Annotated in this window: 11 protein-coding genes; 4 read left to right on the top strand and 7 right to left on the bottom strand. The window is 62.5% G+C overall.

Annotated elements, in window-relative coordinates; genetic code table 11:
- Window positions 1–26 precede the first annotated feature (26 nt).
- From DWZ22_RS07860 to DWZ22_RS07850, 3 genes are all read right to left on the bottom strand, one after another.
- On the bottom strand, window positions 27–716 hold the full coding sequence (locus tag DWZ22_RS07860) for a TIGR00730 family Rossman fold protein (protein ID WP_369833946.1): 690 nt from the start codon (window positions 714–716) through the stop codon (window positions 27–29).
- Window positions 717–921: 205 nt separating this feature from the next.
- Window positions 922–2,061, bottom strand: coding sequence for a tRNA guanosine(34) transglycosylase Tgt (gene tgt, locus DWZ22_RS07855; protein ID WP_118271004.1), 1,140 nt, complete (start codon window positions 2,059–2,061; stop codon window positions 922–924).
- A gap of 346 nt (window positions 2,062–2,407) precedes the next feature.
- Window positions 2,408–3,208 carry an SDR family NAD(P)-dependent oxidoreductase gene (locus tag DWZ22_RS07850; protein WP_118271003.1) on the bottom strand — a complete coding sequence of 267 codons (801 nt, stop codon included), beginning with the start codon at window positions 3,206–3,208 and terminating at the stop codon, window positions 2,408–2,410.
- 295 nt (window positions 3,209–3,503) lie between these two features.
- Between DWZ22_RS07850 and DWZ22_RS07845 the strand changes: the two genes are divergently transcribed.
- Window positions 3,504–5,267, top strand: a complete 1,764-nt coding sequence (locus tag DWZ22_RS07845; protein ID WP_118405843.1) for a hypothetical protein — start codon at window positions 3,504–3,506, stop codon at window positions 5,265–5,267.
- Between the two features lie 367 nt (window positions 5,268–5,634).
- Here the strand turns inward: DWZ22_RS07845 and queA are convergent, their stop codons facing one another.
- The 3 genes from queA to DWZ22_RS07830 all read right to left on the bottom strand — a co-directional run bounded on the left by queA (window position 5,635) and on the right by DWZ22_RS07830 (window position 8,069).
- Window positions 5,635–6,846, bottom strand: coding sequence for a tRNA preQ1(34) S-adenosylmethionine ribosyltransferase-isomerase QueA (gene queA / locus DWZ22_RS07840; RefSeq protein WP_118405842.1), 1,212 nt, complete (start codon window positions 6,844–6,846; stop codon window positions 5,635–5,637).
- A 70-nt stretch (window positions 6,847–6,916) separates the two neighbouring features.
- Complete coding sequence (locus DWZ22_RS07835) at window positions 6,917–7,492, bottom strand: epoxyqueuosine reductase QueH (RefSeq protein ID WP_117758770.1); 576 nt, start codon at window positions 7,490–7,492, stop codon at window positions 6,917–6,919.
- Window positions 7,493–7,502: 10 nt separating this feature from the next.
- Window positions 7,503–8,069: a DUF3267 domain-containing protein gene (locus DWZ22_RS07830; RefSeq protein ID WP_118256389.1), complete on the bottom strand. Its 567-nt coding sequence runs from the start codon at window positions 8,067–8,069 to the stop codon at window positions 7,503–7,505.
- Window positions 8,070–8,201: 132 nt separating this feature from the next.
- On the opposite strand from DWZ22_RS07830, the gene DWZ22_RS07825 reads away from it, so the two are divergent.
- Window positions 8,202–10,352: a class I tRNA ligase family protein gene (locus DWZ22_RS07825; protein ID WP_118405841.1), complete on the top strand. Its 2,151-nt coding sequence runs from the start codon at window positions 8,202–8,204 to the stop codon at window positions 10,350–10,352.
- 36 nt (window positions 10,353–10,388) lie between these two features.
- Window positions 10,389–11,492 carry an RsmB/NOP family class I SAM-dependent RNA methyltransferase gene (locus tag DWZ22_RS07820; protein ID WP_118405840.1) on the top strand — a complete coding sequence of 368 codons (1,104 nt, stop codon included), beginning with the start codon at window positions 10,389–10,391 and terminating at the stop codon, window positions 11,490–11,492.
- Between the two features lie 24 nt (window positions 11,493–11,516).
- On the opposite strand, the gene DWZ22_RS10240 is transcribed toward DWZ22_RS07820, so the two are convergent.
- Window positions 11,517–11,687 carry a hypothetical protein gene (locus DWZ22_RS10240; protein ID WP_158573316.1) on the bottom strand — a complete coding sequence of 57 codons (171 nt, stop codon included), beginning with the start codon at window positions 11,685–11,687 and terminating at the stop codon, window positions 11,517–11,519.
- A gap of 191 nt (window positions 11,688–11,878) precedes the next feature.
- Here DWZ22_RS10240 and DWZ22_RS07815 point away from each other — a divergent pair, with 191 nt between their 5' ends.
- Window positions 11,879–12,970: a hypothetical protein gene (locus DWZ22_RS07815; RefSeq protein WP_118405839.1), complete on the top strand. Its 1,092-nt coding sequence runs from the start codon at window positions 11,879–11,881 to the stop codon at window positions 12,968–12,970.
- Window positions 12,971–13,036 lie beyond the last annotated feature (66 nt).

The raw sequence follows: 13,036 nt of genomic DNA, 5'->3' as shown, positions 1-13,036 counted from the left end.
TTACCATAAGGGCAGGAACGCCCGCCCTACATCAGCCCGCTCAGGGCGATATCGACGGCCTCGTCGAGGTCGTCGGTAATGTGCACCAGCTCCGGATCGAGCGGGCTGATCATACCGGTGTCCATCACCGGGCCGTTGAGCCAGTCGAACAGGCCCTGCCAGTACTCGCTGCCCACCAGCACGAGCGGCATGCGCTTGACCTTGTGCGTCTGCACCAGCGTGAGTACCTCGAACATCTCGTCGAGCGTACCAAAGCCGCCGGGGAACACGATGGCACCCGAGCTGTACTTAACGAACATGGTCTTGCGCACAAAGAAGTAGCGGAAGTCCATACCCAGGTTCACGTATTTGTTGAGCCCGTGCTCGTGCGGCAATTCAATGCCCAGGCCAACTGACTTGCCGTTGACACTCGCCGCTCCCCTGTTGGCCGCTTCCATGATGCCGGGGCCACCACCGGTGATGACCGCCACGCCGCGCTGGGCGATTTTACGACCGACCGTACGCGCCGCCTTGTAGAGCGGATCGGTCTTGGGCGTGCGGGCACTGCCGAAGATGGTCACCGCAGGACCAAGCTCGGCAAGCGCGCCAAAGCCATCGACAAACTCGGCCTGAATGCGCAGCACGCGCCAGGGGTCGGCATGCAACCAGTCGGTCGAGTCCTCGGGCGCCAGCAGGTTGGCGTAGGTGTTGTCCTTAGGAATCATGGGGCCGCGCATGACCACGGGGCCGCGTCGGTACGTCTCGTCGTAGGCCGGCTCGCCCTCGACGTTCTCATTCTTAATCAAGGGTACTCCTATCGAGAAAAAGAAAAGCGAGCGGGGTCGACGCCATGCGTCAAACACCCGCCCGAACATCAACTATTCGGTATGGTACCCACGATGCATCATGCGCTTGCAAGGCATCGGTCAGCGGTCGCGGCTCTTAGTAATCCACCGCGGCAGGACTATTCATCCAGTCGCTCACGAATGCGCCGTAGCGGCCCTCGATAATGGCCTGGCGGGCACGCTGCATAAGGTTGAGCAGGTAGTAGATATTGTGCATCGAAAGCAAAATGCCGCCGAGCATCTCCTTCTGCGTGACCATGTGGCGAATGAGCGCACGGCTGTAACCGCCCGTGCACACCGGGCAGGTGCAGGTGGGATCGATGGGACCGTCGTCGTGCGCAAAGCGAGCGTTGCGGAAGTTGAGGCGACCCTCGCTGGAGAATGCCGTGCCCATACGGCCGGTGCGCGTCGGCAGCACGCAGTCAAACATGTCGATGCCCACGCCAACGCCGCGCACGAGCGTGGTCGGGTTGCCGACACCCATCAGGTAGCGCGGCTTATGCTTGGGCATGTACTCGCTCACGAGCGGCGCCAGGGTCTCGAACATGGTCTCGTGATCCTCGCCCACCGAATAGCCACCGATACCATAGCCCGGGAAGTCGCCGCACTCCTCCAGATGGCGCAGCGAACGCAGGCGCAGATCCAGGTGCATGCCGCCCTGAACGATGCCAAAGAGCGCCTGGTCATCGCGGGTATGCGCCTTATAGCAGCGCTCGGCCCACATGCTCGACAGCTCAACGGCGCGCTCAACGTAGGCGCGCGTGGCGGGATAGCCCGGGCACTGGTCGAGCTGCATGCAGATATCGGAGCCGAGTTTCATGGCGATTTCCATGTTGTCCTCGGGCGTCCAAAACACGTGGCGGCCGTCGTAATCGTTGACGATAAAGCGCACGCCCTCATCGGTGAGCTTGACGGCATCGTTGTGGCTGAAGACCTGGAAACCGCCCGAGTCGGTGAGGATGGGGCCGTGCCAGTTCATGAACTTGTGCAGGCCGCCCAGCTCGGCGATGGTATCCTCGCCGGGACGCATGGACAGATGATAGGTATTGGCGAGCACGATCTGGGCGCCGAGCTTCTTGACAGTCTCGGTAGGAATGCCCTTGACGTTTGCCTTAGTGCCCACGGGCATAAAGATCGGCGTCTCGATGTCGCCGTGCGGGGTGTGCAGTACGCCGGCGCGCGCGTGCGTCGTCGGATCCTCGGTAATCAGGTCGAATTTAAAAAGGTTCTGGTCCATAAACTGGAACTCCTTGGTTGCGGTTCATACGCAAACCATTATACGGGCAACCCGCAAGAAGCACCGACTCGACAGAAACTGGTGCAAAGGAAACCTGCCCCCTTGCACCAATGCACCAGGATAAAAATGATCCGTTTTCCTCCGTCCCCAACGAATCATTCCCGAAAGCCACAGCAACGCCGATGTCTTGGAAATGTCAGCGAGCGGTCGCCAGAGCGAACAAATTGGCATGAAAAGAGGGCGGCATAGACCTTCTGGTCATGCCGTCCTCTTTGAATGACAAGTTGTCGCTCTGGCGACCGCGCAGCGTCGAGCCATTACGCGGTTTGGTAAAACCGCGTAACCCTTAAGGCCGCTGGCCCATGCCACCCTCGAGGGTGACCGTCTCGCCGTTCATATACTTAAAGTCGGGACCGCAGAGCTGAACGACAACGCGGCCGATCTCCTTCTCGACGTCGCCGTAATGGCCCGCCGGCGGCATGTGGACGTTGGCCTTGAACGCCTCGGGATAGGCATCCTGGAAGTTCTCGAGCGCAGCGGTCCAAGCAAGCGGGCACACGATGTTGACGTTGATGCCGTCCTTGCCCCACTCGTTGGCAGCAACGCGGGTCAGGCCGCGGATGCCCTCCTTGGCGGCAGCATAGCTGCACTGGCCATAGTTGCCAAACAGGCCGGCGCCCGAAGCAAAGTTGACCACGGAACCCTTGGTCTCCTTCAGGTGCGGATAGGCCTTCTGCATATACAGATAGGTGGCGTACAGGCCGGAGTAAATGGCCAGGTTGAACTGGTCCATGGTGTGGTCGGCGATGGTCACGCCCGAGGCGCTGGCCTGAGCGTTGTTGACGACGGCGTCGATGCGGCCGAACTCCTCAATGGCCTTGTCGATGACGTTCTGGACGACGACTTCGTTGTCCTGACCGGCCGAAACATCGGCCTGAACGGGCAGAACCTTGACACCGTACTCGGCCTCGAGAGACTCCTTGGCGGCCTCGAGCTTAGCAACGTTGCGGCCGGTGATGACGAGGTTTGCGCCCTCCTTGGCAAAAGCGATATCGATGCCGTAGCCGATGGAGCCAGCGGAACCGTCCTTAAGCGTGGCCTTGCCGCCGCCGGTGACGATCACGGTCTTGCCAGTGAAAAGTCCCATAAGAAAGTCCTTTCAAATCACGACGGGCACGCCCGCCGACTGCGCGCACCCAAATTCACGCGCCAAAAGCTGAAATGCAACTTTAACGTGTTCAAGTGAAAAATAAAGACTGCGGCAGGCGAACGGCACAACGTCATTCGGCGAAGGGGATGTCAAGCACAAACTGGATAAAGTGGCCGAGTTTTTGCTATCGACGCGAGCCATCGAACACGTTTTGAAACTTTGCTGCAGCGCGCGGGATGTCGGCGCGAGACTTTATCATAGGGTGACAAACAACGATGAGGAGCACATGCCTATGACAGACGAGCTGGACCCCCAGACTCAACAGCATATTGATGATTCCGCAGACGTCACTGCAGATGCTGACGCTGTGACCTGCGATGATATTGGCCTCGACGACCCCATCTTAGACGAAAGCGCTACGGCGGAAACCCCCGGCGCCGAAGATGCAGGCGAGCAAAACGACGATGCGCCCGCTCAGGACGACCACCCCGTACAGGATGCTGCTCCGCAAGCTGCGGGCCCTATCGAGGTTTCTTCGGAAGAAGAGCTCGACGCCGTCATGGACTCCATGATGGATGCCGTCAAAGCGATGAAAGACGCCGTGGCCGACGCTGACGTTGACGCCGAGGAAGAGGAGGCCGCCGAGGCGGCCTCGACCTTTGTACCCGGCGAGACTCCGGTTGCCGACCAGGGCAGCACCATGCCCTCGTTTCTGCAGCTCGAGCATCCCACGATTGGTGCCGATGCGGTCGACCCGCACGCAGCAGGCTTTTCTGTGATCGAGGGCGGTACCGGCAATATCGCCGTGCCGCAGGCTGCCGATGCGGACGCTGCCGACACCGCTCGCCCGACCGCCCCGCACTCCTCCGCCGCGAGCCGCGATCTGGGGACCGCTGTCTCGAACACTGCGAACGCCGTGGGCACCTTTATCGCCCAGGGCGCCTCGGCCATGCGCGAGATGAACGCCGCGAAAAAGGCACTTGCCGATGCCCGCGCCCACCTGGCCGAACTTGAGCAGCGCATTGCCGATCAGGCCGAGGAACTCGAGACGCGCCAGGATATCGCAGGCCGCTACGACCAGATCGTCGCCGACCAGCGTCAGGCGATCGCCACAGCGCAAAAGACCGCTGCGGCAGCCGAGATTGACCGTGATGCCCACGCCGCCAAAGCGACAGAGCTCAATGGTCAGCTCGAACAAATGAAGACAGAGGATGACGCGACTGAGCTCCGCCTGAAGGCCGCGCTCGACGCCGTAGAGGCCCGCGAGGCGAGCTCTCGCGAGACCGGCAACCGCCTCGTTCGACGTCTTGAGGATTCCAAGCGCATCCGCGACAAGGTGAAGGCCGAGCGAGACGCCGGCATTGCGGCCGCACAACAAACCGTCGACGCCACGCGCGCCCAGCTCGAGACGCTGCGCCATGAGTATGCCGAGCTGCAACGCAATCCCTCGGCAAATCCCGCCAACTATACGGTGCGCACCAGCGAGCTCTCGATGCAGATTTCCGACACGGCAGATGCCCTGCGTAAAGCCGAAGAAGATGTCCCGCGCATCACCGCCGACCTTGAGCACTCGCTTGCCGCAGCCGAGCAGGCCGTCGAGCAGGCTCAAGCCCCTATCGCCGACGCAAAACGCGCGCACCAAGCCGTGACGACCGAAGCCGATGCCGCGCGCGACGAGCTGCAGACGGCGAAGACAGCCGCCGCGACTCGTCAGCGCGAACTGCGCGAGAAGATCACTGCCGAGGACAAGGCACGCCGCGACCAGGAGCAGAGCATCGCCAACGCCCAAGCAGATGCCGCACATGCACAGTCGATCATCGAACAGGCGACCGAGGTGCACGACCATCCCGAAATCACCGAATCGCTCGCCGGGGCCTTGGCACGCGACAAGGCCGAGCATACCGAGACCGAGCACGAAGTGGCCCAGCTCGAGGCTACCGAGGATGACGTACGAGAGCGCACCCGCGACTCACGCATCAAATTCACCGGCGCCATCGTCTGCATCGTCGCCGTGATTCTAGCGATCATCCTGGTCTGGCTCTTCGCGAGCAAGTAAACCAGTTGCCAAAAAACGTTCAACGCAGTTGCGGTGAGATAGTTCCTGTTTAGTCCTCAATAAGGCCAATTCAAGAACTATCTCACCGCAACCTATTTAAATCGACGCAAGGCAACCTATCCCTCTTGCACCAATCTCTTGACATAAGGACTGTCCCCAAGTGCCGACACAAAAGGAACGTCCCCAAGTGCCAACAAAGGCGACGCCGATGCCTTGGCAAAGTCAGCGAAAACCCGCCAGAGCGAGCAAGGTGCCTTGAAACGAGGCGGCATTGACCTTCTGGTCATGCCGCCGAAGTTGAAAGGCAGATTGCCGCTCTGGCGGGTTTGCAGCGTCGAGCCGTTACGCGGTTCGTAGAACCGCGTAACTAACAAATGAGCATCGCATCACCAAAGCTGAAGAAGCGGTAGCGCTCCTCGATGGCGGCGGCGTAGGCATCCATGATCTGGTCGCGGGTGGCAAGCGCGCTCACGAGCATCATGAGCGTGGAGCGCGGCACGTGGAAGTTTGTGATCAGCGCGTCGACCACGTGATAGGTCGAGCCGGGCATAAGGTAGAGCTGCGTCGTGGCGTTCTCGCGCACCACGATGTCACCGCGGCCAAGTGTATCGGCCCCGTCCTCGCGGCCCTCAAAATAGCGCGCCGTCACGGCCGGATCGGACACCGGTGCCTCAGCGTCAAAGGCGCTCTCGAGCGAGCGCACTGCGGTGGTACCGACAGCAATCACGCGATGCCCCTCGGCCTTAGCCTTATGCACGGCGTCGACAACCTCCTGCGACACGTGGTAGCGCTCGGTGTGCATCACGTGCTGCGTGGGGTCGTCCTCCTCCACCAGACGGAAGGTATCGATACCCACCTCGAGCTCGACGGCGGCAAACTTCGCACCCTTGGCCTCGATAGCGGCCATAAGCTCGGGCGTAAAATGCAGACCCGCCGTAGGAGCGGCAGCCGAGTGCTCCTCCTTCATGGCGTAGACGGTCTGGTACTTCTCGGGATCGCCCTCGTAATCGGTAATGTAAGGCGGCAGCGGCACGTGGCCGGCAGCATGGATGGCCTCGTCGAGCGTGCGCGGGTCACCGGCGGCATTGCAACCGGCCGGCTCAAAACGCACCAGACGACCGCCGCGGCTATCGGTGACAAAGTCGATGACCTCGGCCATCAGCACCACGGGAGCCCCCTCGGGCGCATGGGCGCCACCGGCGCGATACTCAATCTGAGCACCGGGCTTCAGGCGCTTGCCCGGCTTGACCAGGCACTCCCAAACGTGACCCAGCGGGTCAACATCCTCGCGGCGCTTGAGCAGCAGCGTCTCGACCACACCGCCCGAGCCAGCCTTGCGACCGATAAGACGGGCCGGCATCACGCGCGTCTGGTTGATGACGAGCACATCGCCCGGCTCGATATAGTCGATGATGTCGCGGAAGATGCGGTGCTCAACGGTACCGCCGTGCTCCAGCGGCTTCCCCGCCTGGGAGCCTTTGCGATCCACCACCAGCAGGCGGCAGGAGTCGCGCGGCTCGGCAGGAGCCTGGGCGATCAGTTCCTCAGGAAGGTTGTAGTCAAAATCATCGGTACGCATAGACACGTCGGATACTCCTTATATAGCTAAAGTCCGCTCTACATCCTAGCAGGCTGCCAGCTCAAAAGAACTACTTTTTGGACGCTTTGCGCTCGTCGCGGATGCGAGCGCGGTCCATGGCCGCCTCGACGGCCGAGAATCGGCAGCCGCAGTAATTCTGCCGATACATGCCCAGCTCACGCGAACGACGCGTGGCCTCGGGATAATACGGGCGAAAATCGCGAATCACCGGGGTGAGACCGCGGGCGACAGCCAGACGCTCCAAAACATCATTGCAGGTATCGAACAGCTGATACGGCGAGACGGCGAGCGTCGTGCCCACAAACTCAAACCCGCGCTCCTGGGCCACGCGGCACGCCTCGGCCAAGCGCAGGGCATAGCACGCGCGACAGCGACGGGGTCGATCGGCGCCCAGCGGGGCCACGCCGGCCTCCCAGCGCTCGCGGTCCTCCCCCGCTTCGATGAGCTCGATGTCGCCATCGGCACACCACCGGCGTAGCTCGTCCAAGCGGCGCTGCCATTCATCGCGCGGCTGAATATTGGGGTTGGTCCAGCAAATCGTGGGTTCAAACCCCTCTTCGCGCAGCAAGCGAACCGGCTCAAGTGAGCACGGCGCACAGCAAGCGTGCAACAACAACGGCCTCATCAACATCTCCTCACCCGAAAAAGCGCACGCCAAAGGACGTATCCTCGCAGGCGACAATGCGGCGGTCGCGCAGGATGGTCCGCACGTAATACCAATCGCCCACGCAGCCCGACAAGTGCAGACCAGCCGCCAGGTAGCACAGCAGCGGATAGCCCGAGAACGCAAACCCCAGGGCAAACGCCACCGTCAAAACAACCGTGGGCGCCAGGCAAATGGCCATGTACCGCCGACGCGAATACACAACGCCCTCGGCGCAGGCATAGATCATCGCCGTCTCACGATTCGCGCCAAAGGTCACATGCGCGCCCGCAGGCGCCAGCAGCTTAAAAAACACCGCATGCACCAGCTCGTGCACGGCAAACGACGCTGCAGAAACCGCAGCCACACCGACCATCCAGCCCACGACGGTGGTCCAGCCGCCCGCCTCAGCCGCATCCAAGTCCGCAGGCCCGCCCAGCAGCATAAACATCGGCACCAGGCACACGGCAAACACCGCGATCACGGCCATCCCCCACACGAAGCAAGCGTGTAGAAAATCCTCGTCCTCAAACGCATGTATGTTGGAAATCTCATTCATAGCATCTTAGGATAGCGCCCCTGCCACGTACCCGTCCGCATGTGCGATAATGTCGAACGATATGCACGAATTGACCACCGCATCGCCAGGCCTTGCGCCCGGCCGCGCTCTTACCATATGCGAAGGAGTCCCATGGCATCCAAATACTCCATGAACGACCGTCCCAGCTGGCCTCGCCGCGCCATCGTTACCGCCGGCGAGCCCTACGGCAACAAGGGCCTTCACTTTGGCCACGTTGGCGGCGTCTTTGTCCCGGCCGACTTCTTCGCCCGCTTCCTGCGCGACCGCCTGGGCCGCGAGAACGTCATCTTCACCTCGGGCACCGACTGCTACGGCTCGCCCATCATGGAGAGCTACCGCAAGCTCAAGGAGAATGAAGGCTACGATAAGTCCATCGGCGAGTATGTCGAGTCCAATCACTCCCGCCAGGCCGCGACCCTCAACAACTACAACATCAGCTGTGACATCTACGGCGGCTCGGGCCTTGAGCCGGCTGCGCAGATTCACAACGAGGTGACCGCGGAGATTATCGAGCGTCTGCACGAGCAGGGCACCATCTCCAAGCGCTCCACGCTGCAGTTCTACGATGCCAAGGCCGGCACGTTCCTCAACGGCCGCCAGGTCATCGGCCGCTGCCCCATCCAGGGCTGCAAGTCCGAGAAGGCTTATGCCGACGAGTGCGATCTGGGCCACCAGTTTGAGCCCGAGGAGCTCATCGCGCCCAAGAGCCAGCTCACCGGCGAGGTGCCCGAGCTGCGCCCGGTCGACAATCTCTACTTTGATCTGCCGGCCTACCTCGACTTTATGAAGACCTATACCGCCAAGCTCGCCCAGAACCCGCAGGTTCGCTCCGTGGTCTCCAAGACCATGGAGGAGTGGCTGCTGCCGGCTCAGCTCTACATCCAGAACAAGTTCCGCGAGGCCTTCGATGCCGTCGAGGGCCAGCTCCCCGAGCACACCGTGCTGGAGCCCGAGGGCAACAAGAGCAGCTTTACCGTCACCTTCCCCAGCTGGAAGGAGCGCGACGACGCCCACGCGGTGCTCGCCAACGGCGGCGTGCGCTTCCGCAGCGGCAAGGCGCTCGTGCCCTTCCGCATCACCGGCAACATCGGCTGGGGCGTTCCGGTGCCCGAGGTTGACGGCGTAACCGACGTCACCTGCTGGTGCTGGCCCGAGAGCCTGTGGGCGCCCATCAGCTACACTCGCACCGTGCTCGCACGCGATGCCAAGGCCGCCGGCGTGACCGAGGGCGTCGCCGCCCAGGATGCCGCCCTCATGGGCGAGCCCGCCGCCGATTCCACGCAGGTCCCCGTGCCCACCTACCAGCACAGCTCGCTCGACTGGCGCGACTGGTGGTGCTCGGACGACGCGCAGATCTACCAGTTCATCGGTCAGGACAACATCTATTTCTACTGCATCGCGCAAACCGCCATGTGGGAGGCCCTGGGTTGGGACCTTACGCAGAGCACCGTCAGCGCCTGCTATCACCTGCTCTACATGGGCAAAAAGGCCAGCTCGTCCTCGCAGACGCCTCCCCCGCCGGCAGACGACCTGCTCAACCACTACACCTGCGAGCAGATGCGCGCGCACTGGCTGTCGCTCGGCCTATCCGAGAAGCCGGTGAGCTTTAGCCCCAAGGCATACGACACGCGTGTGACCGGCAAGGACAAGGACGGCAACGAGGTACGCGCCTGCGACGACAAGCGCGTTATCGACCCGGCCCTTAAGGAGAGCGCCCTTTTGACCGGCGTGTTCAACCGTCTGGCCCGCAGCTGCTTCTACGGCGTCGCCGTCAAGGAAGGCGACGAGAGCCCCTACCGCAACGGCTGCATCCCCGCCGGTGCCGCTTCTGACACCGTGGTCGAAGCCGCCCAGCAGGCAGCCCTCGCCTTTGAGCAGGCCATGTACAAGTTCGAGACGCACCGCGCGCTTGCCGTGTGCGACGACTACCTGCGCGCCGCCAACAAGCGCTGGAGCGACGCCTCCAAGGCCGCCAACAAGCTCGAGGGCGAGCCGGCCAATGCCGCGATGACGCAGGCCCTTGTCGACGCCTTTACCGAGCTGCGCGTGGCGACCGTCCTGATGCACGGTATTGTGCCGGCCGGTTGCGAGCTCATCTGCGAGTACTTCGACGTCGACCCGGTCGCTTTCTTTAGCTGGGATAACATCTTTGCCTCCACGGACGAGTTCGTGGAGATCCTGGGCGAGAAGCCCGGCGAGCACCGCGTGAAGCCGCTGCCCCCGCGCTTCGACTTCTTTAGCAAGCACGAGAGCCAGTACTAAACACTCGACATGTAACGGAATGGGAAGGAAAGACGGATGTCCAAGCCGCGTCGTCGTAAGCAGAAAAAGCAGGTCAAGGCCGAGCTCAAGCTCAGGCAGTTTGCCGCCACCGAGCTTTCCGACCAGCTTGCCGCCCTTCCTTGCGCCGCCGACCTGCCGCGCTTTATGGTCGACACGGTCGCCGGCGCCTATGCGCCCGCCGATGCCGAGCTCATGATCAAGGGCTTCGGCGCCGCGGCCACACGCCCGGTCACGCTGCGCGCCAACACGCTCAAGGCAACCGCCGAGGACATCGCTGCGGCGCTCGATGCCGCCGGCATCGCCCACAACCCCGTCGCCTGGTACCCAGACGCCTTCATCCTGCCCGACGCCCAGGTTTCCGACCTGTGGGACCTCGACATCTACCGCGACGGCAAGATCTACTTGCAAAGTCTGTCGTCCATGATGCCGCCGTTGGTCCTGGGCGCCCAGGCATGCGAGGACATCCTGGACATGTGCGCGGCCCCCGGTGGCAAGACGACGCAGATCGCCGCCCTCACGCAGGGCCAGGCGCACCTTACCGCCTGCGAGATGAGCATTCCCCGCGCCGAGAAGCTCGAAGCCAACCTCCACCGCCAAGGCGCAAAAAACGTGCCCGTCATGCGCATCGACGCACGCGAGCTCGACGAGTTCTTCCGCTTTGACCGTATCCTGCTCGACGCTCCCTGCACCGGCACGGGCACAGTCGTCAGCGGCAACGAGAAGAGCCTGCGCGGCCTCACCGAGCAGTTGCTGAGCAGGTGCGCCCGCTCGCAGCGAGCACTTCTGGACCGCGCCATGGGAGCCCTCAAACCGGGCGGCACGCTCGTCTATTCGACTTGTTCGATCTTGCCGCAGGAAAACGAGGACGCCCTGCAAGAGGCCCTCGACAAGCACATGGACTGCGAGCTTATCCCCCTCGATGGCACGCCGAGCGAAAGTGAGGCACGCCGCGCCCAGGAAGCTGGTGAGGAGCCGCGCATCGAGTCCAACGCCCTGACCGAAGCCATTGCCGCGGGTCAGGTATCGGCCATCGCCAACGGCCTGCCCGGCACGCTCACCATTCCGCCCAGCCGCGACTTTGAGGGCTTCTACATTGCCCTGATCCGAAAACGCAGTTAGCGCACGGATCCAAAACTCAACAAGCTATCTCCGTGCGCGTTTGCCCTGCTGGTCGCGATGCCGTTTAAGCATCGTGCGCTCCTTGCGTTCGGCCCTTTTGCCCTTAATGGCCGTGACCACAAAGTAGATGACCGCGGCGGCTACGATTGCGCCCACGCATAGGCCAATCGAGCCCAACATTGCCGAAAATTCCATACCGCGTCACCTCTCTTTTAAACGGGACTTTCAAGATAGCACCTCGATCCCCGCCACCACAGCTCCTTCACGTTCGCCGGCCCTTCGGTCTAACGGATGGCGCGGCGGGGAAAAATCAACTCGTCAAACGGTTTAGCAAGCACAACGCTGCCGGCACCCTGCCGGCCGTCATCACATAGAATCGAGCCTCCATGGATACCCTCAACGATCTAAATGAGCGCGTCGACGCCTTCGTCGGCACCAGCTCCTTCGACACGCCTGCCGCGGCAAACGACCAATCCCCCATCGATGTGCCCGCCGAGGTTCACGAGGACATCGTCGCCTCGGTCGATTTCTCCGAGGTCGAGCTCGCAGACGAGTTCACCGAGCCCCAGGTAGCCGTGACCCCCAACGGACTGCTCCCCATGGAGCCGCTGCCCATCGACGGGCGTTTGCGCAAGGCGGCCCTTCGCATGCCTGACGAGATTGAGGAGGCCAGCGGCTTCACGCTCTTTGGCCGCCGCATCAAGTCGCTCATTTACACCACCGATGTCGCGGTTATCCGCAACTCCAACGCCGATGCCGTCTTTGCGGTCTACCCTTTCACGCCGCAGCCCGCCATTACGCAAGCGCTGCTGACCGTCGCCGAGTGCCCGGTCTTTGTAGGTGTGGGCGGTGGCACCACCACTGGTAAGCGCTCCGTGCAGATGGCAGCCGTCTCCGAGATGCAGGGCGCGGCGGGATGCGTGGTCAACTCCCCCGCCACCGCCGAGATGGTCGAGCACATCACCAACATCGCCGACATCCCCGTCATCGCTACGGTCGTTCGCTGCGACGACGATGCCCACGCCAAGGTGCGCGCTGGAGCCAAGATTCTCAACATCGCCGCCGGCAAGAACACGCCCCAGGTCCTACGCGAGCTGCGCAAGCACTATCCCAACCTGCCGCTCATCGCGCCGGGCGGCAAGACGCCAGAGAGCATCCGTGAAACCATCGCCGCCGGCGCCAACGCCATCATCTGGACGCCGCCTTCGGCCCAGCAGCTACAGACCGACATGATGCAGCGTTATCGCAAGATGAAGGAAGACGCCACACCTGTCATCTCGCACGACGATGTGCCCATTATCGACCAGGTCTCCGCCGCCGAGGTCAGCCAGGTCGAGAACATGAATCCCGACGTGCCGATTCCCGACGAAGTCATCGAGCGCGTCGCTTCGATCCACGAGCGCGTCGAGGAGCATCGCGCCAACCGCGGCCTCAAGCCGTCACTGCACGGCTTCTTCTTCCGCGGAAAGAAACGCTAACCCCCAACAGCAAGGCCCGCCCCACTGAACTGCGTCCCAAATCTTGGACGCCCTAAATAGCGACTA

This window comes from Collinsella sp. AF31-11 (genome assembly GCF_003475605.1).
Classification (GTDB): domain Bacteria; phylum Actinomycetota; class Coriobacteriia; order Coriobacteriales; family Coriobacteriaceae; genus Collinsella.
Note: the sequence above shows the minus strand (reverse complement) of the source record. Positions and strands in the feature narration are given on the sequence as shown.

Bases quoted from the DNA above. Each gene is read 5' to 3' on its own strand.
- DWZ22_RS07820 (WP_118405840.1), top strand. From the start codon at position 10,389: ATGTCCAAGCCGCGTCGTCGTAAGCAGAAAAAGCAGGTCAAGGCCGAG.
- DWZ22_RS07815 (WP_118405839.1), top strand. From the start codon at position 11,879: ATGGATACCCTCAACGATCTAAATGAGCGCGTCGACGCCTTCGTCGGC.
- DWZ22_RS07835 (WP_117758770.1), bottom strand. From the start codon at position 7,492: ATGAGGCCGTTGTTGTTGCACGCTTGCTGTGCGCCGTGCTCACTTGAG.
- DWZ22_RS07850 (WP_118271003.1), bottom strand. From the start codon at position 3,208: ATGGGACTTTTCACTGGCAAGACCGTGATCGTCACCGGCGGCGGCAAG.
- DWZ22_RS07830 (WP_118256389.1), bottom strand. From the start codon at position 8,069: ATGAATGAGATTTCCAACATACATGCGTTTGAGGACGAGGATTTTCTA.
- DWZ22_RS07825 (WP_118405841.1), top strand. From the start codon at position 8,202: ATGGCATCCAAATACTCCATGAACGACCGTCCCAGCTGGCCTCGCCGC.
- tgt (WP_118271004.1), bottom strand. From the start codon at position 2,061: ATGGACCAGAACCTTTTTAAATTCGACCTGATTACCGAGGATCCGACG.
- DWZ22_RS10240 (WP_158573316.1), bottom strand. From the start codon at position 11,687: ATGGAATTTTCGGCAATGTTGGGCTCGATTGGCCTATGCGTGGGCGCA.
- DWZ22_RS07845 (WP_118405843.1), top strand. From the start codon at position 3,504: ATGACAGACGAGCTGGACCCCCAGACTCAACAGCATATTGATGATTCC.
- DWZ22_RS07860 (WP_369833946.1), bottom strand. From the start codon at position 716: ATGCGCGGCCCCATGATTCCTAAGGACAACACCTACGCCAACCTGCTG.
- queA (WP_118405842.1), bottom strand. From the start codon at position 6,846: ATGCGTACCGATGATTTTGACTACAACCTTCCTGAGGAACTGATCGCC.